The organism is Alphaproteobacteria bacterium (genome assembly GCA_016722515.1).
GTDB lineage: Bacteria > Pseudomonadota > Alphaproteobacteria > Rickettsiales > JADKJE01 > JADKJE01.
The window spans coordinates 208,201-225,577 of record JADKJE010000001.1 but is presented as its reverse complement, the minus strand read 5'-3'; the positions used below and the strand labels follow the sequence as shown (position 1 = coordinate 225,577).

17 protein-coding genes and 1 pseudogene are annotated in these 17,377 nt (G+C 43.0%); 7 read left to right on the top strand and 11 right to left on the bottom strand.

Translation table 11 applies throughout. From position 1 onward, the window contains the following. Window positions 1–128: 128 nt before the first annotated feature. The 6 genes from IPP74_01015 to IPP74_00990 form a co-directional block, all read right to left on the bottom strand. Window positions 129–692 carry a hypothetical protein gene (locus IPP74_01015; protein MBL0317881.1) on the bottom strand — a complete coding sequence of 188 codons (564 nt, stop codon included), beginning with the start codon at window positions 690–692 and terminating at the stop codon, window positions 129–131. Next, the gene (locus tag IPP74_01010; protein MBL0317880.1) at window positions 662–1,969 is read right to left on the bottom strand and encodes a hypothetical protein; all 1,308 of its coding nucleotides are present in this window, start codon (window positions 1,967–1,969) and stop codon (window positions 662–664) included. Before IPP74_01010 ends, IPP74_01015 begins: the two co-directional genes overlap by 31 nt. A gap of 550 nt (window positions 1,970–2,519) precedes the next feature. Continuing rightward, entirely contained in the window at window positions 2,520–3,287 is a 768-nt protein-coding gene (cobA, locus tag IPP74_01005) for a uroporphyrinogen-III C-methyltransferase (protein MBL0317879.1), read from the bottom strand. Between the two features lie 60 nt (window positions 3,288–3,347). Then, complete coding sequence (locus IPP74_01000) at window positions 3,348–3,671, bottom strand: DUF167 domain-containing protein (GenBank protein ID MBL0317878.1); 324 nt, start codon at window positions 3,669–3,671, stop codon at window positions 3,348–3,350. After that, on the bottom strand, window positions 3,668–4,435 hold the full coding sequence (locus tag IPP74_00995; GenBank protein ID MBL0317877.1) for a methyltransferase domain-containing protein: 768 nt from the start codon (window positions 4,433–4,435) through the stop codon (window positions 3,668–3,670). The genes IPP74_01000 and IPP74_00995 overlap by 4 nt, the downstream gene beginning before the upstream one ends. 3 nt (window positions 4,436–4,438) lie before the next feature. Beyond that, window positions 4,439–4,885, bottom strand: coding sequence for a hypothetical protein (locus IPP74_00990; GenBank protein MBL0317876.1), 447 nt, complete (start codon window positions 4,883–4,885; stop codon window positions 4,439–4,441). Between the two features lie 189 nt (window positions 4,886–5,074). Between IPP74_00990 and IPP74_00985 the strand changes: the two genes are divergently transcribed. Both IPP74_00985 and hisD read left to right on the top strand, forming a co-directional pair. Beyond that, on the top strand, window positions 5,075–5,737 hold the full coding sequence (locus tag IPP74_00985; protein ID MBL0317875.1) for an ATP phosphoribosyltransferase: 663 nt from the start codon (window positions 5,075–5,077) through the stop codon (window positions 5,735–5,737). Further along, window positions 5,721–7,023: pseudogene (gene hisD, locus IPP74_00980) on the top strand (histidinol dehydrogenase). The gene IPP74_00985 and the pseudogene hisD overlap by 17 nt, the downstream one beginning before the upstream one ends. Before the next feature lie 82 nt (window positions 7,024–7,105). Here hisD and IPP74_00975 read toward each other — a convergent pair. From IPP74_00975 to IPP74_00965, 3 genes are read right to left on the bottom strand one after another with little or no spacing between them, the layout of a single operon-like run. Further along, a complete protein-coding gene (locus IPP74_00975) occupies window positions 7,106–8,320 on the bottom strand; it encodes a deoxyguanosinetriphosphate triphosphohydrolase (GenBank protein MBL0317874.1) in 1,215 nt (404 codons plus the stop codon). A 23-nt stretch (window positions 8,321–8,343) separates the two neighbouring features. Further along, window positions 8,344–8,904 carry a demethoxyubiquinone hydroxylase family protein gene (locus IPP74_00970; protein ID MBL0317873.1) on the bottom strand — a complete coding sequence of 187 codons (561 nt, stop codon included), beginning with the start codon at window positions 8,902–8,904 and terminating at the stop codon, window positions 8,344–8,346. After that, the gene (locus tag IPP74_00965) at window positions 8,897–9,403 is read right to left on the bottom strand and encodes a disulfide bond formation protein B (GenBank protein MBL0317872.1); all 507 of its coding nucleotides are present in this window, start codon (window positions 9,401–9,403) and stop codon (window positions 8,897–8,899) included. Before IPP74_00965 ends, IPP74_00970 begins: the two co-directional genes overlap by 8 nt. A gap of 207 nt (window positions 9,404–9,610) precedes the next feature. Here IPP74_00965 and IPP74_00960 point away from each other — a divergent pair, with 207 nt between their 5' ends. The 4 genes from IPP74_00960 (at window position 9,611) to IPP74_00945 (ending at window position 13,846) form a co-directional block, all read left to right on the top strand. Further along, a complete protein-coding gene (locus tag IPP74_00960; GenBank protein MBL0317871.1) occupies window positions 9,611–10,165 on the top strand; it encodes a hypothetical protein in 555 nt (184 codons plus the stop codon). 122 nt (window positions 10,166–10,287) lie between these two features. Further along, a complete protein-coding gene (locus IPP74_00955; GenBank protein MBL0317870.1) occupies window positions 10,288–10,839 on the top strand; it encodes a hypothetical protein in 552 nt (183 codons plus the stop codon). Between the two features lie 68 nt (window positions 10,840–10,907). Further along, the gene (locus IPP74_00950) at window positions 10,908–13,379 is read left to right on the top strand and encodes a CS1-pili formation C-terminal domain-containing protein (protein MBL0317869.1); all 2,472 of its coding nucleotides are present in this window, start codon (window positions 10,908–10,910) and stop codon (window positions 13,377–13,379) included. Window positions 13,380–13,492: 113 nt separating this feature from the next. Next, window positions 13,493–13,846: an endonuclease domain-containing protein gene (locus IPP74_00945; GenBank protein MBL0317868.1), complete on the top strand. Its 354-nt coding sequence runs from the start codon at window positions 13,493–13,495 to the stop codon at window positions 13,844–13,846. 19 nt (window positions 13,847–13,865) lie between these two features. Here IPP74_00945 and IPP74_00940 read toward each other — a convergent pair whose 3' ends face one another. Further along, entirely contained in the window at window positions 13,866–14,576 is a 711-nt protein-coding gene (locus tag IPP74_00940) for a fimbria/pilus periplasmic chaperone (protein ID MBL0317867.1), read from the bottom strand. Between the two features lie 181 nt (window positions 14,577–14,757). On the opposite strand from IPP74_00940, the gene IPP74_00935 reads away from it, so the two are divergent. Further along, window positions 14,758–16,344 (top strand): lysine--tRNA ligase, encoded by a 1,587-nt coding sequence (locus tag IPP74_00935; GenBank protein ID MBL0317866.1) that lies wholly within the window; start codon window positions 14,758–14,760, stop codon window positions 16,342–16,344. A gap of 27 nt (window positions 16,345–16,371) precedes the next feature. Here IPP74_00935 and ubiA read toward each other — a convergent pair whose 3' ends face one another. After that, window positions 16,372–17,262 (bottom strand): 4-hydroxybenzoate octaprenyltransferase, encoded by an 891-nt coding sequence (gene ubiA, locus IPP74_00930; protein ID MBL0317865.1) that lies wholly within the window; start codon window positions 17,260–17,262, stop codon window positions 16,372–16,374. Window positions 17,263–17,377 lie beyond the last annotated feature (115 nt).

The following is a 17,377-nucleotide window of genomic DNA, read 5'->3' as shown; positions in this document are numbered from 1 at the left end:
AGTGGTGTTAAGTTGTGGTTATCAATGGTTTCATTACTCTTTCATCCTAACTTAAATGGTTCTATTTTTTTATACGCAACATCTTTTTGATTATCTGTTGAACAACAAACATCATAAGATGTTGCGCTTCATTTTAGAACAGGCCCTGATTGGGACTTTCCATAATATTTATCAATTTCTTCTTTGGTAATACCTATCTTTGCAAATGCGTCGTGCCATTGTCTAATCGTGCTATAGACATAGTTAAAATTTTTACCGTGTTTAAAGGAGCTGCCGATATAATTTCCATTAGAGTCATTAAGTCTAAAATGAGAGCTGCCTCTGTGGTCATCGACAGAATTCTCACGATTTATGTATATCCAAATTGTTTTAAGTTGACTATAGCGGACCTTTATACATTCCAATGGGTCATGCATCTTACGCAGGGTGTCCCAATGACTTGCGGGCAAATTATATAATGGTCGCGAATTAATAATGGATTGAACTACTGTAATAGGAGGTATTGGCTCTGTGTTTCCTTTGTTCAATTTGCTTTGCCAGCGGTTTTTTTCTTCAGGACTGACACCATGATCCCACGGTACCGTAGTAGGTAAATAAATACTTTCTGCTTCAGGTTCTTCACAAACGGTATTGATTGTGTGAATGGGTATGTTGCCATCGGCTATTTCAGGAGCAGAGGAAGGGGGATGCATAGGCTGTGTACAATCCGAGCACAGACACCTTTTGTCTCTACAGGCTCTTCAAAAACGGTATTGCTCATGTGATTTGGTAGGTTGGCATCGTTTGTTTCTGTAGAAGAGGACGGGGAATGCATAGGTTGTGCACTATTAGGAGTGCATACATCGTCAGCAGAAGCTGGTGCTATGTTGGCTATATGAGGCTCTGGGGGCCTATCCAGCAAAGAATAAGCTGAACCGCTGATGTTATCATTCAGTGCTCTATTGTTGCTGGTTTGAGCGAGAATCGCTGATTCCTGATTTCTTCTTTTCCTTCGTTGTTTCTTTTTTAGGTTCTTAGTGCGGTTTTTCTCTTTTGTTTTTTCTAAATCATTAAATACAACGACATTGTTTTTTAAAATAATCTTATATTTCCTGTCGGTTTCATTTATAACGTTACCTTTTTCGTCTCCTTTTTTTTGTAGTTTTTCAATATTGATTAAATCACTTTTTGATGCGGAAGATAATACTTCATCGATATTGCCAAGATACGTCCTGTCTCCCCTAAAATTTGGATGAAGGGAAACCATGCTATCAAAAAGTTCTACGCAACTTGCATTTATGGAAATTCTTTTTAATTTGGATTTATATTTATAATCTTCTCCATCTGAGGAGGGATTAGGGTCTGCTACGTCACAGGCTGTTTTATCAGCTAAGCGATAATAATTGAATGCCTCAATCAGAAGTTGATTATTTTGCTGGTACGTATCCGTTACGATGGTTAATTGTGCTTTAACAGCTGGATCATATGTCTGAAATGTTTCCGGAGAAAAGAAAGCCTCTGTTACACCAAGCACTAATTGATCAAATATAAACGGGCTACCAGAAATCTTCTTTTTTATCGTATCCAGATTTTTTCGATTTTTATCAATCGTCTCCAGTGATTCATAGTGTTTCCATACGAGGAGAGTAAGTACTTGATTGAAAGAACATTTATCATTACTCCACTCTCTTATAATAAAAATAATGTAATCTAAGTGATGTAGATTTTCAATATAGGATTTATAAATAAGAAGTGTGGGTATCATCTCCTTTTTTAGTATGTTCCGTTTTTCAATGCTTCGAACCGGAAATGGATCATGCTTATTAAGCAAATGAGCATGAATCAAGATTTTGACTGATTGGTCCATTGTGTTCCATTCTAATTTTTGTTGACATTGTGAGAGGATTTCCATGGTATGTACATACCAATCTTTAATAATATTATTTATTTTTTCAATGTAAATATGCTTATGCTCATCTTTGTTATTCATAATAATTAGTCTCTTATTTTTTTTTTTGTTTAAGTGGATACTATAATTCTTTAATTATATTATCAATGGTTTTGGGGGATAATGTGATATTTTACGTAGATAATTATAATATTTTCTATTACCAGCCACATTAAATATCATGTATTGTATGGAATTGGGGTGCTTCACTTTAGAACAAGCCTTTGTTGTCCAAATAGATAATAAAAAGGATGTTGTTTATAGGGGGATATAAGCATTTCATTTGTAATGAAAGATCTGCTTTTTTTTGCTTTAATATGTTGGCCAATTTTCAATTGTAGGATGCAGCTATATGGAGATTCTATACCAAAGATTTTTATTTCTAAAAGTTCTTATATCTTTGGTTATCTCGTCAGAAGCGCATCTATTTAGCTTATCCTCACCAATGGATGGGAACCACTCAAATCAATCGTTTTAATGTTAAATGGAGTAAGAGACAGAAAACAAGAAACAGCATTATTTTATGTGAAAATGCTTTCTATATCGGCTTATCCAAGTACATGATAAAGGCTAAGTATCAATACCATTATTCTTAGTTTTTTAAAGCAACGACCTTTCCAACAATAATCAAACAGGGTGCTTTGATCTGTTGGCATTTGACTGCCTCAGCAACGGCAGAGAGGGTTGAATAAAATATTTCGCTATCAGGTAATGTACCATTGCGGATTACAGCCACTGGTGTGGTTGCTGGTAAACCATGCGCAATCAATTGGTTGCTGATCTGTTCTAAATGGGCAAGTCCCATATAGATCACCAGGGTGGTGGTGGGGTCGGCTAGTCCTTGCCAGTCTAGATGGTGCAATCGTCCCTCTTGCTGGTGGCCGGTGATAAAGCGAACGCCTTGGGCAACACCACGATGGGTGAGGGGGATACCGTACATTGCGCTGCACCCTTCTGCGGCGGTGATGCCGGGTATTACTTCAAAAGGAATATGATGTTCAAGCAAGAACAGCATTTCTTCACCGCCACGGCCAAACATAAACGGGTCGCCACCTTTAAGACGCACAATAATTTTATGCTGGTTAGCGTGATACAGGAGGGTTTGATGGATTTCGTCCTGGGGCATGTAATGATGCTCGGCTTCTTTGCCTGCAAATATTTTTTCGACATGATCTGGGATCAGAGCTAGAATTTCAGGGGAAATCAAGCGGTCATGAACAACGATCTGTGCATGCTGTGTCAAAATTTGTAAGGCTTTGATGGATAAAAGCAATGGATCACCTGGCCCTGCACCTAAAATATAGATGTAAGGCTTAGAGGGAGGGGGAGGGCACAGTAATGACGCGGGTATCGTTATCATGAAGCGGAGTATACCTTAAAAGGGCAGGATACTCAAATAGGGCTTTGCTAACAGATGAGGCTATTTAAACGTTTTGAATAAAGTTGTCATTCGCGCGACTTCATCAGTAGAAAGAATCTCGAGTTTAACAATTTTTAAACGGTGGGTTTGGCCTTTGATGAGCTCAAATTGTGAAGGGCTCAGTTTCCACGCTTTGGCCATAAATTGAATCAAGGCCTTGTTTGCTTTGCCATCTTCTGGCGGCGTGCTAATTGAAACTTTGAGGAAATGAAGTTGCCCCTCAGTCTCAATGATGCCAGTAAACCCTTCCCGCTTGGCTCCTGGATAGGCTTTGATGCGGATAATAAACCCTTGTTCTATGGGTTCGTAGAATGTGCCGGTCATGTAGAGTTCCGAGGCTTCCAGCCGGTCATCGTGATGATATCAATGGTGGCGGGAACGCGGCCATCTTCATCGGCAAAGGATTGGCTGTAGGTAGCACAGGCCTCATGTAATAACCTTCGAGTCATGAACTGGCGAGTACGCTGGAGCAATGCGTTGGTTTCACCTAGTTGCTTAAGTTCTTTTAAGAGGGTAAGTGGATGGTCGTATGAGACGGTCATGTGGGTAAGATCAGAAACGGGATTCTCAAAACCCGCTAATTGGATAAGTCGACCCGCATCTTTGACATCAATGGTAGGGGAGATACGGGGGGCGGCTTGCTGGGTCAGTTCACTTTCGGCCTTGAGTAACGATTGGCGGAGTTCGGTCAGGCTATAACCACCAAAGAATAAACTGATGAACAGGCCGTTTGGTTTCAGTAAACGATAATAGTTTTTGAGGGATTGCAGTACATCGTTATGCCAATGCAAATGGAAGTAACTGATAATAAGGTCAAAACGTTCGTTGATCTGGTGAGTAAAGGGTATCTCTAATTCATTATGCTCATAGAGCGATTCAATACCGTAATGGCCTTTGAGATAGTGGCTGGGTGTATATGGGCCAAAATGAGTAAGACAGGCTGAAGGAAATGCTCGGACAGTATCAGAAAGAATATCCGTTAATAAAGCGTTGCTATCCAAAGCTTCAAGAAGCTCACGGGTAGTTTCTGGGTGAGTGCGTTGCTTATGTTGTTGCAGCGTGGCAAGATCAAAGAGTGGAGCAGTCATGCATTAATATTCAAACCTGATTTGGGCACCGAAGGCGTTGATCTTATTACCAACTTCTCCCATGCCAAGATAGGTTTTTTGGTCGTGATTGTCCAGCAAGATTGTTTCAGCCATAATATTTGAATCACGCTTGCGCAGGTAAACAAAACGGTCGTCATTTGGATTGGGGGTGTCATTTTTAAACCTCAATGCTCCATATATTTTATTTTTGATTTTAGCCATAGGTTTTGATGTAAAAAGCAAATAACTATTATCTGTTTTATTCGTATCGCCGGTTTGGCTCAGACGCACTTCTTCGGCATTCGACGCTTTATAATTAAAAAGGATGGGATTAGAAGCGCGGTTGGCTAGCTCAGATCTACCAATAAAATCTGGAGTTTTACAGCCTGCTAAGGAAGCCAGGGAGATCAGGATAAAACTTACGATATTCAGATGTTTGAGTGCGAACATAAACAGCCTTTTTTGTGCCTCTATTCTACCTTATTTGATGTAAAAAGTAAAGAAAAACTTAATAATTTATTGATTATTACAGTATTGTTAAATTTTACTTTAGGGGCGAGTATTGTACTTGCTTCCAGGTATAAGTGCCGATATACTGTGACCAACCTATGAAACGTTTTTCCACAGGAAGTACCGATAATGGAAACACCCATGATTATGGCCCTGCCAAAAGGGCGGATTGCAGAGGAATTAATTCCACTTTTAAAACAGGTTGGCATTGAGCCAGAAGCGGCGTTTTTTGATCCAAGCAGTCGTTTATTGCGTTTTAAAACCAATGTGACTCATTTGGAAATTATCCGGGTTCGCAGTTTTGATGTGGCGACGTTTGTGGCTTTTGGTGGTGCTCATATCGGTGTTGCGGGACGTGATGTCTTATTAGAGTTTGATACACCAGAGCTTTATGCCCCGATTGATTTAGGAATTGGCAAATGTCGTCTATCAGTAGCCGAAGAACAGGGGCTTGCACAGCATGATGACCCTGCAAAATGGAGCCATATAACGGTTGCCAGCAAATATCCTAACCTCACCCGTAAGCATTTTGCCCAGAGGGGGGTCCAGGCCGAAATTATTAAATTAAATGGGGCGATGGAATTGGCTCCAACACTGGGTATGTGCAAACGGATCGTTGATCTGGTTTCTACAGGAAAAACATTACGCGAAAATGGCTTGGTTGAAATTGAGAAAATTGTTGATGTTTCGTCGTATCTCATCATTAACCGTACGGCTTATAAAACGCGCTCGAAAGAGATTTATCCATTAGTTGAAACATTTGAAAAGGTCGTTCATGGTTCTGCAGCTTAAGAGTTCTCACCCTGATTTTTCAAAGCAGTTAAAACAGCTTTTGTCGCATACACCAGAGACTAGCCCTGAAGTACGTCAGGTGGTGAGCAATATTATCGCGGATGTTAGAGCCAGAGGTGATGCTGCCTTATTTGAATTAAGTGCCAAATTTGACCACCATACAATGACAGCTGATACCATAAGGGTTAAGCTTACGGCCATTACAGATGCTGTAGGAAAAATCAGTACCGAGTTACAGCAGGCCATTGAATCATCTGCCCAGCGTATCCAGCATTACCATGAGCGACAAATCCCCACCGATTTTGATTATGTGGACGGCCAGGGAGTGCGTTTGGGTAATTTATGGCGTCCAGTGGATTCCGTTGGTATTTATGTTCCAGGTGGTTTAGCCAGTTATCCCAGCACAGTCTTGATGAATGCCATTCCTGCCAAAGTAGCCGGCGTTAAACGGGTAGTGATGGTTGTGCCAACCCCTAAAGGCGAAATGAATCCTGCCATTCTCGCGGCCGCTAAACAAGCCGGGATTGATGAAATTTATACGATTGGCGGTGCCCAGGCCATAGCGGCCTTGGCCTATGGGACTCAAACGATTGAACCGGTAGATTTAATTGTCGGGCCCGGCAATGCCTATGTAGCCTCGGCAAAGCAGCAAGTATTTGGTGTGGTGGGAATTGATATGATCGCGGGTCCTACGGATGTCGTGGTGATTGCGGATGACCAAACGCCCCCCGAATGGGTTGCTGCTGATTTATTAGCGCAATGTGAGCACGGTCCAGATTCCCGTGCTGTATTGATTACCGATGACCAGGATTTTGCCAATCAGTGTGTTCAAGCAGTTGAAACCTTATTGAGCCAGTTAAGCCGTGCAGAGATAGCTAAACGCAGCTGGAACGCACTGGGTGCTGTCATCGTGGTTGAAAGTATTGCAGAGCAAGCGGCCTCGATTGTCAATAAACTGGCACCTGAACATTTAGAAATCATGGTTGATAACCCTAGAATCGATCCTGGCAGAAATTTGCCATGCGGGCGCTATCTTTTTGGGTAGATATACACCTGAGGCTATCGGCGATTATATGGCCGGTCCAAGCCACGTATTGCCCACTGCAGGCACAGCCAGATTCTCGTCTGGTTTGTCGGTGTATAACTTCATCAAACGTGTTTCTGTGATGGGCTGTAGCGCTGAATCATTTGCTGAAATTGCGGATGCTACGGCAATATTTGCAGACAGCGAAGGCTTGTCGGCACATGCGCTTTCAGTTAGAATTCGTAGGAAAATGTCGCATTAGTTGCATCTAAAGATCGTAACCACCAAAAACAGTAATCTTGCTAAAAAACAGAGCAAACGTTAGGAAACGATTATCGTTAAGTTTATTCGTGCTCACGCCATTTAGGCTTGTTTCCTGTAATCTCTGTATAACGCTGGCTGGCGTAGCGGTCGGTCATGCCGGCGATGTAGTTGACGACCGTATCGGATCGGCGTTGCAGGTCGTTTTTATCAACCATGTAGGCTTGCCATTTGGGAGTGAGTTTATTGGGATTATCGAAGTAATAATGATACAGGGTTCCAAGGATGGTTTTGGCTACATCACGCGTAGCCGTAACCTCGGGATGCGAGTACATGCGGTCTTTGAGGAAATATTTAAGTTGCTTGTTGTGAAGTTCCATTTCGTCGCTGAAGGAAACAATGAAGTTGGGAGATTGACGTACATCACCAACCGTTTGAATGGATTGTGCATGTAACGCATGTTGCGTGGTGCGGATAACATCTTCAACCATTTTACCAATCAAGCTGCCAATGGTTTGATAGACCAGCCTTCTTCCATCGGCTTTAGGATAGCGCAATTTTAATTCACTGAAACTATCATAAACAAGCGGAATAGAACATAATTCTTCCAGGGTAAAAAATCCGGCGCGGATACCATCTTCCATATCGTGATTATTATAAGCGATATCATCGCATACACCCGCTACCTGGGCTTCTAGCGAAGGAAAACTCTGCAACCATAAATCATGGAGGGCGTTATAGCGGTTGATAGCATGGTGTGGGCCATTGGCGTAACGTTTGAGATCGGCATAGGGGCCGATGAGTGGGCCATTATGTTTGATGATGCCTTCCAGCGATTCCCAGGTTAGGTTAAGGCCATCAAATTCGATAAAACGTTGTTCCAATTCGGTAAGTAATCTCAAGGCCTGGGCATTATGATCAAAACCACCATATTGTTTTGCGGCATCATTGAGGGCATCTTCACCAGCATGGCCAAAAGGAGGATGGCCTATATCATGGGCTAAGGCGCAGACCTCGGTTAAATCTTCATGCAAATGAAGGGCTTTGGCCAGAGTCCTTGAAATTTGTGCAACTTCGATGGAATGGGTTAAGCGGGTACGGTAATGATCGCCTTCGTGATTGACAAACACTTGTGTTTTATATTCAAGGCGGCGGAAAGCCGTGGTGTGAATAATCCGGTCGCGGTCGCGCTGAAACGGGTCACGCACCGAACAGCTTGTGGAGGCAAAGAGCCGTCCATTGCTTAAGTGTGGTTGCGTGGCATAAGGCGCAAGCGTGTACTGGGTGTTGTGAATCATGTCTTGAATGTAAACCATAATACTTAAAATCGGGTTGATAACCAGATAGCAAGTTTGCTACCAGTTTTAATGGCGTGGCTTAATAAGGCATAACCAGGAGCTTGTTCAGCGTGATGGGCTATGCCGATATTGCGATGTTCAAGTTCTTCGGCTTGAAACTGACGAATAGAGTGTGAAAGTTCGGTTTCTTCGCCGGTGTGGTTGAGTTTATTTAATTGTTCCTGATAATGGGCATCAATGACTTCTTCAACGGCCACTGTACATGCCATTGCTGCTTTTTCACCCAGTAGCGCTGTGGCAGCACCGAGTGCATAACCTGCCATATGCCAGAGTGGTTGGAGAACGGTGGGGCGAACCTGACGTTTGACCATTTCTTTTTCAAAATAATCCAGATGGACTTCTTCTTGTTCGGCCATATGTTTAAGGGTTGGACCAAGGTGGCTTTTTCCGAGGACAGAAATTTGTCCAGCATAAATACGTTTAGCCCCATATTCACCAGCATGATTAACACGGATCATCCGTTTGATGTCTTCCTCATGGCTTCTATTTCCAGGAAGGAGGGGATTAAACTGGTGGCTAGTCATGCTGTATCCTTTTTGCGGATTTAAAGGAAATAGAAGTTAGAAAACCAAAATAGAAAACCATCGCGGCCGAGTAAGCTAGATTCCAGGTAGCCATTGAAAATCCTAAGATCATCGTGGGTTTGTCACAACGGGGTTTGGTTTCGGATAAGAGTTCCTGCAAAAGTTGTTGCGATGTTTTAGCGGTACTGGGGGCTCCAAGGCAGCCTTCTGATAGGGCAATCAAGCCTTTTTCTACACCAACATGATAGGATGCGGCGATGGTTGAAGCTATAAATCCGACCATTAATAATAACCACATCCACGTTTTAGAGCGAATTAACCCTTGGAAAATAACCAGCATTGTCATTACTGCATAGGGGATACGCTGAATCATGCATAGATGACAGGGTTTGAAACCCCATAACGACTCCGAACTAATAGCCATAGCTAATGGGCCAAAGACGAGTGCCAAAAGGCACAGATAGGATGGATTTAAGAATGGTTGGTGTGGGTATTTCATGGCATCTAAATGTTAGATATTACAGGAGTATAACAGATACGTAGGTGTTAGCAATTATCTTTCGAAGGAAGGGGGGGCTTCTTCTACCCTCCTCTTCGGCATGAATCTGGGGAGCTCGATGGGTAGGATGCCTTCACCTCTCTACCGATTCTTGCTTACACATAAATTCTTCTTCCCAAAAAAAATCCATTCTGTTAGGTTTATAGTATGGGGGAAAGAAGCGGTATCAATTCAATCTTGTTTTCTATTGTAGGCTGGGGGGCATTGGTTTTCTCTGGCATTGGTTTTCTCTGTACGGATGCTTTTGCTGCAAGCCCCACTATTCGCATTTCTAATTTATCCGATATTACGATTTCCAACTGGATCACCGGAGATTCAGATATTATTCAAGATGTGGATGTGTGTGTGTACAAGGAAGATGTCACCCTCAGTAATCGTAATTATGATCTAATGGCTACCGGTGATGGGCCGGGATTTATCCTTAAGAATGGCAGTTATAATTTACCTTATTCAGTTTTTTGGTATGATGGCGGCGAAGGCAATCCAGGCGGAGGAAGCACGCATGCGCTGACAAGCGCTTCGCAGGTAACCAGTTTACATAATAGCCGTATTGATACCGATGTACCAACCTCAAGTAATGACTGTAACGTGGGAGCCGTTCCCACAGCGCGCTTTCGGGTAAAGATTCTGGCAACAGATTTAGATGCGGTGCCGGAAGGGACGTATACGGGACAATTGTCCGTGGTAGTTGCACCAGAGTAACGGTTGCACCAGAGTAACGAAGTAGTTCCTTAACTAAACTCAATTTATACGCCAATATTTTGCATAATTGTTAATCTCTCTTAGTTAATAATTATGATTATGATCTTTTTTGGGGGGACGTTATGAAACGTATTTCTTTACTTATGACTTCGATTCTTTGTTTGCAGGCAGGTGGGGCCTTTGCTGCAACACAGGGAACATTAGGGGCGACATCAACGGGTTCGGTTGATATTTCGGTAACCAAACCATCGCGTGCGCGCATCAGCAATTTAAATGATTTAACGCTGGCATCATGGGTTGATGGGGATGGAAACCAAACGTTAACAGACGATGTGTGTATCTATTCAACTTCGGCATCGGGTGCGTATACAGTTCTTGCTACCGGTGATGGAGCCAGTAATGCGTTTACCCTGACAGATGGCAGCGCAACTTTACCTTATTCGGTATCCTGGAATGATGGTGGTGTTGGTTCGCTTTCTAACACAGGTACTGCGTTAACAACAGCGGTTACGTCAGGAACGTTTAATAATGCTTCTGGTGATAGTTCTACGTGTGCGGGTACTTCCCCTGGTAATACGGCGCGATTGATCGTTGATATTACCGAAGCAGATCTGGATCAAGTCTACGCTGCCGTATACACGGGCACATTGACATTGGTTGTGACACCTGACTAGAAAATTTACGTTTTATTATTAAATCTTCTTTACCTTTAAGTCACATTCTTAAGGTTTTGAAGAGTTTAATGAAGCGAAAGGAATCATGGTCACTTTTGATAGCCTCACTGGCGTTGGTAGGATTTCCTGCTGATATATGCGCCTCGACGTTCCATGAGAATATGAAAGTTAAAGAAGGAGTTCCAGAGGGGTTTGCTTATTTAACTCTGGCGCAAAAAGGAACTGCGGATGTTTTTTATAATGGCGTGCTTGTTGGACGGTTCCCTATTGAATTTACGCCCAGCACCATCCAATTTAAAGATCTAGATCATTTGATACCTAAATTAACGATGGTTAAGCCACAAGATGCTGAGCTTGTAAAGCAGGCTTTAACGGGAGAGATTCCTACGAATGCCAATTTATTATGTCCCAAACTTGCCTATGGAATGGTTTCTTATTGTGGAAAACTAGATCCAGAAGTAGCCAGTGTTATATTTGACGAAAGCGTGTTCAGGGCAGATTTATTTATCAATGCGCAATTGCTTGATTCACAACTCCATAAAGGGCTACTTCCGCCACCGACACAAACCGTGTTTTCAGGAATACATCATTTAAATGGTACGATAACCCAGGCGACGGGTGAAGGGGATAACCAATCCTTGATTCAGGATTCTGTTTTATCGTATGGAGCGGGCCGGTTATCGCTGGTGCAGATGGTGTCGCAGGAACAAACACGACTAGATTCACTGCGTGTCGGATATGATAAGGATGGGTTGCTCTATCAGGGCGGGTTGTTTGACAGCCATGCCGAATCGATTGTGCCGACTGTAAAAATGGTGGGTGTATCGGTAGGCACATCGCTTGATACTAATTTAGATTTAAAGCAAAGTTCGGGCAACCAACTATGGTTATTTCTGCCTAACCGAAGCTGGGTATCACTGGTGTATAATAATATTGTTTATTCTTCTAATTTTTATGAGGCAGGAAATCAATTGTTGGATACAGCGAATTTACCCGATGGGGCTTATGAAGTCAGACTTCGTATCCGGGATTCGTCAGGGGATGTCCATGAAGAAAAACGCTTCTTTGCACGTAATATTCAAATTCCTCCACCTGGGCGTTCTATTTATTATGGATCGGCAGGATTTTTAAGGGATCAACAGGCAACTGGTTATTTGCCTGATACTAAATCTATCGGGGTAGGGCAGGCGGGGATGATTCGACGCTTGTCAGAATCGGTGGGGTGGCATGGTTCGTTAACCATGGTTGATGATAGGCTTTATGGAGAATCTGGGTTATTCTGGTTGTTTCCTCCTAGCCAGCAATTAAAATTCAGCGCATTACTTAGTTCGGTAGGTGATGTTGGAATTGCAGCTAATTATTATGTACCGTCACTTTATCAAAAACTAACGATGTCTGTCGATGCACGCAGGGTTTGGGCAAACCGAACCATTGTTAACCCACGGCCTGAAGAGCTTATCCATCATGATTATACACAAGGTTCGGTTTTGATTTCATATCTGCTTCGCAGTGATTTGTGGCTGAATCTGCAGGGTAATTTGTCGGATCAATCAGACAGTGCGCTGCGTTATGCGTACGGGCCATCGCTGAGGTGGGATATCTGGCGGCATTCGGGTAATAGCTTAACATTTTTTGCGGATACTAATGAAACCCAGGATGGTTTGGCGGCTAATGGTTATCTCCAGTTTGCAATGCAATTAGGTCATTGGGGAGCCAGTGGTGGCACAGGTGTGCATTATCAGAATCAATCGACTCGTTCTTCCAGCGATAATGGCGTTCACCCCAAAGCAGATATGCGCGTCTATTGGAGTGATGTATCGCGTCCTGGGAAATACACAGAAGTTGGTGCAGAAACACATGTCGAAAATGGCGATGTGCATCATCAAATTGATGGCGAATATAAAGGTGATTTGGGACGAATGAGGCTGCTTGCCGAGCAAACCAATGTGAATGGTGAAACCAGGAATCTCTTTAATGGCAGTTTAGGTTTCAGCATCGCCCATTCTGGAACAACTATTGGCTGGGGCGGCGGGCAACAACAAACCAGTGGTATCATGTTATCTTCGGCTGGCAATACTAAGGATGAAAAATTTAATGTATTGGTTAATGGTTCACCACGAACCGAACTGGATTCTGACCATCACGGATTATTGTTATTATCGCCTTACGAAACCTATAAAATTGCTATTGTGCCGCAGCAAAAGAAACTGTTGGATTATACTGCCACACGTCAGGAAGTAACACTCTATCCAGGAAATGTGATTCCCTTATCCTGGGACATTAATCACATCCAGATTGTGATTGGGAAACTAGCTGATGAAACCGGACAGCCTATTGTTGGCGCACGGCTTACGGATGGTAATAATTTAACCATCACTGATCAGGATGGACGCTTCCAGGCGGAAGTACGTGAATTATCGATGCTCCATTTTGAATTGTCCCAGCCCGCTGGACAAACATGTGCGATTGATGTATCGCAGATAAAGTCTCAGAAGCAGGTGGTGGTTATTGATGAGCCAGTTGTTTGTATCCAGCAATGATACAGGTTCTTCTCTTTAGCATAAATCTGGGAGGGGGGGGATGTGCTGCGATTTATTATTTACCCTTGACACGCAAAATGCAATTGTATGTTAAAATGCAATGAGTCAAAAGAATTATTAATCGTTCGAATACAATCGAGAAACGGAGAGACCTAAGGCAGAAGCTTACTCCTGCAGAAGCGCTCTTTTGGAATCAGGTTAAAAACTCACAACTTGATGGCAGAAAATTTCGTCGTCAGCAAAGTGTTGGGCCGTATATCGTAGATTTTTATCGTCCTGGTGAAAGCCTTGCGGTTGAACTTGATGGAGGTGTTCATAATCAACTTATTGCATTGATACATGATGGTAAACGTGATCAATACATCGAATCATGTGGCATTAAGGTGTTGCGATTTAACAATAAAATTATATTTAGCAATATAGATGGGGTATTAGATGAAATTAGACAATCATTCGGTTGGAAGTGAGAGGAGGGGAGACAGGGGGCTAGAAAGTTAGCTTCTGCGGTGTGACGCCATCAAACACCTGCAAGGTCACGGGTTGGTCGGCAAATGGCAAGTCAACCACTTGTGAGCCTGTGGGATAAATACGTCGTACTTTGACTTCTTTGCAGTCGCCCGATGCCTGGCATTGCTTGCCACTTTGGAAAATAACATTCGTATTCCCATGGTTGGTCAAGGTTAATTGGGATCCATTCCTGTGCCCAACAATATCTGCTTTGGCGTTAAGTGGGCGAACCAGGACCAGGACCTCATATCCAACAAGAATTTTAACGCCGATTTGTTTGTCCTTAGGCGGTTCTACACCATTGACGACTGGTTTGACGGATACACGGTAGATTTTTTCTTTATCACTGGCTTCATTCATCAGAATAAAACGCAATGTTTTGGTGACGCCTGCGGGAAGAACCATCATCATGGGTGACACAATAATGCCGGCATTTTCAGGGGTGGTTACCGGAATTCTCTGTTCTTGGGGGGTGCCTGGATTTTCGATTTCGCTGATGCTCATTTGCAGATACTGTGTTTCTTCATCCTTGCTGATAACCTGAACATCTTGCTGCCTTGGGCCCTTGGCAGGAAAATCCAGAATCATGTTGCTTAAAGCAAATTCAGCACGTACAGGTGTGGGTAGGGCAAACAACGCTACACAAGCCAGTAATAGCAGTTTAACAGCATTATTTAAATGATGTCTCATCTCTTCCCCATTCAACGCAAACATTGATAATACCCATCCTTATCAGGATAAATGATTTACACCATGAGGTGCAAGGGATAAATGGCGTATGAACCATCTTCAAAAAGCGTAAGGCTTTCTGGCTTGCCAAAATCGCTAGCCTCCCTATAATAAACATTCTAAAACATAAGGTAATAAGATTATGCACGATATAAAATCCCTGGCATCTAACAGCAGAGCATGGCCCTTTGTCGAGGCGTTTAAAATTTTAGAACGCATTAACCATCAGGTTCCTGCTAAGGGATATGTGTTATTTGAAACGGGCTATGGTCCTTCTGGTCTGCCGCATTTAGGAACTTTTGGTGAAGTGGCGCGAACGACGATGGTGCGCCGAGCGCTCAATGCGATTGCGCCGGAAATTCCAACCAAACTATTTGCTATTTCGGATGATATGGATGGTTTACGCAAAGTGCCGGAAAATATTCCCAATAAGGAAATGGTGATCCAGCATGTGGGAAAACCACTTACGTCGATTCCTGATCCGTATGGAACGCACCCAAGCTATGGTGAGCATATGAATGCCAGGTTGTGCGCCTTTTTGGATCAATTTGGTTTTGACTATGATTTTAAAAGCGCTACGCAATGTTATAAATCTGGATTATATAACAATGCATTATTGGATATACTTAAACAGTATGATAAGGTGATTAATGTGGTATTGCCAACACTGGGCGATGAGCGTCAGGCGACGTATAGTCCGTTCTTACCAGTATGCAAAAAAACCGGTGTAGTGTTACAGGTTCCAGTGATTGCCCGCGATGTGGCTGCAGGTACAATCACTTATAAAGATAATGACGGCGAAGAAGTAACCGTGCCGGTAACCGATGGGCACTGCAAGCTGCAATGGAAAGCTGATTTTGGTATGCGCTGGGCAGCCCTGGGTGTTGACTACGAAATGTATGGAAAGGATATTTTACCGTCAGCGCAATTGGCCAGCCAGATCTGTAAAATCATTGGTTATCAGGCGCCAATCCAATTGATGTATGAATTATTTTTGGATGAACAGGGACAGAAAATTTCTAAATCCAAAGGCAATGGTTTAAGCATGGAAGAATGGCTGCGTTATGCACCGCCTGAAAGCTTGGAGCTGTATCTTTATCAATCACCACAAAAAGCCAAACGGTTGTTTTTTGATATCATTCCTAAACAAATGGATGAATATCTGCAACATCAAAAAGGTTTTTTTGAGCAAGATCCTCAGGCACAATTAGAAAACCCGCTGTGGCATGTACATGGTGGCAAGGTTCCCCACACAGAAGTATCATCACTTAATTTCAGTCTGTTGCTCAATTTGGCGGCCGCTTCTAATTCGGCTGATGCTGGCGTGTTATGGGGATTTATTACCCGTTATGCACCCGATGCGCACCCGAGCACCTGCCCATTGCTCAATAAAATGGTGAGCTATGCGGTGGTGTATTACCATGATTTTGTTAAACCACATAAACAGTTCAGAGCGCCAAGCGAACAAGAGCGTACGGCTCTGGAAGACCTTACCAGGGCGTTAGCAGTTTTACCTCAGGAAACCTCTTCGGAAGATATTCAGAATGAAGTCTTCCGTATTGGTCGTGAGCATGGGTTTGAGAATATGCGTGACTGGTTTAAGGCAATGTACGAAGTGCTGCTTGGCCAGAGTCAGGGACCACGCATGGGGTCGTTTATTGCATTATATGGTGTAGCAGAAACAAAGGCACTGATTGAACGTGCCTTGGCGGGGGAGTTGATAGGCTAGTATATTCAATCTTAGCCTAGTCTAGCGTTAGTAGAGCAATCTGCCGACGATAAAGCCTGCTGTAATCAAAGCGCCAATCGTCATTTGCATTTTAAAATGTTTGGCGCATGATTCGCTATTGTCGAAATCCAGGTCTTCAACATTTCTAAATACCATGAAGGCGGCGATGCCTAAGAAAAAGAAAAAGAGAATATGAATGGAAGAACCAAGCCCGGCAATCGCAATCGATGTAAACGCTCCTTTATAAAACCATTGGACATACTCTTTGGTGGCATCTCCCAGCAAAAGGGCTGTTGATTTAACACCGGCGTCTTCATCGTCTTCACGGTCTTGATGGGCATAGACGGTATCATAAGCCAGTGTCCAGAAAATAAGGCCGAAATAAAGGATACCGAGGCTGAGTACATGTGGGAAACCAATTCCCCGTCCTACGGCAGCCCATGCAACGAGGGCACCCCAGTTAATGGTGAAGGCCAAAAAGACTTGAGGTAAAAACGTAATACGTTTCATATTGGGGTAGATGATCATTAGAACAAGGCTTGCCAGCGCTATATAAATGGCACCAACAGGCAGAAAAAAAAGTAGCGGCGCTGCCAGCGCAAAGACAATACCCAATACAATGATCGCTTGCTTATTTGATAATTCACCACTTGCCAATGGACGATTTTTTGTGCGGGCAACTTGTTTATCAAATTCCTGGTCAAACAAATCATTGATGATGCAGCCAGCCGTTCTCGTTAGTAAAGTACCCACTGCAAACACCAGCATCAATTTCCAATGAATGCCATGTTTCTGTGCAATCAATAATCCCCACCAGCAGGGAAATAAAACGAGCAGTATGCCGGTAGGTTTATCAAGGCGCATCAGGCGTATATACGCAGAAAATGACTGGCGTAAAGACATCAAGGTGAGGGGCATAATAGGGGCTCCTGGAAATTAAAAAAGAACTATACAAAATAGACCTATCAGATTATGATACGTTGTCGGGCGTGGTTTTTCTACCCTGAATTTGTTAAACATTAGTTTTTAAGGA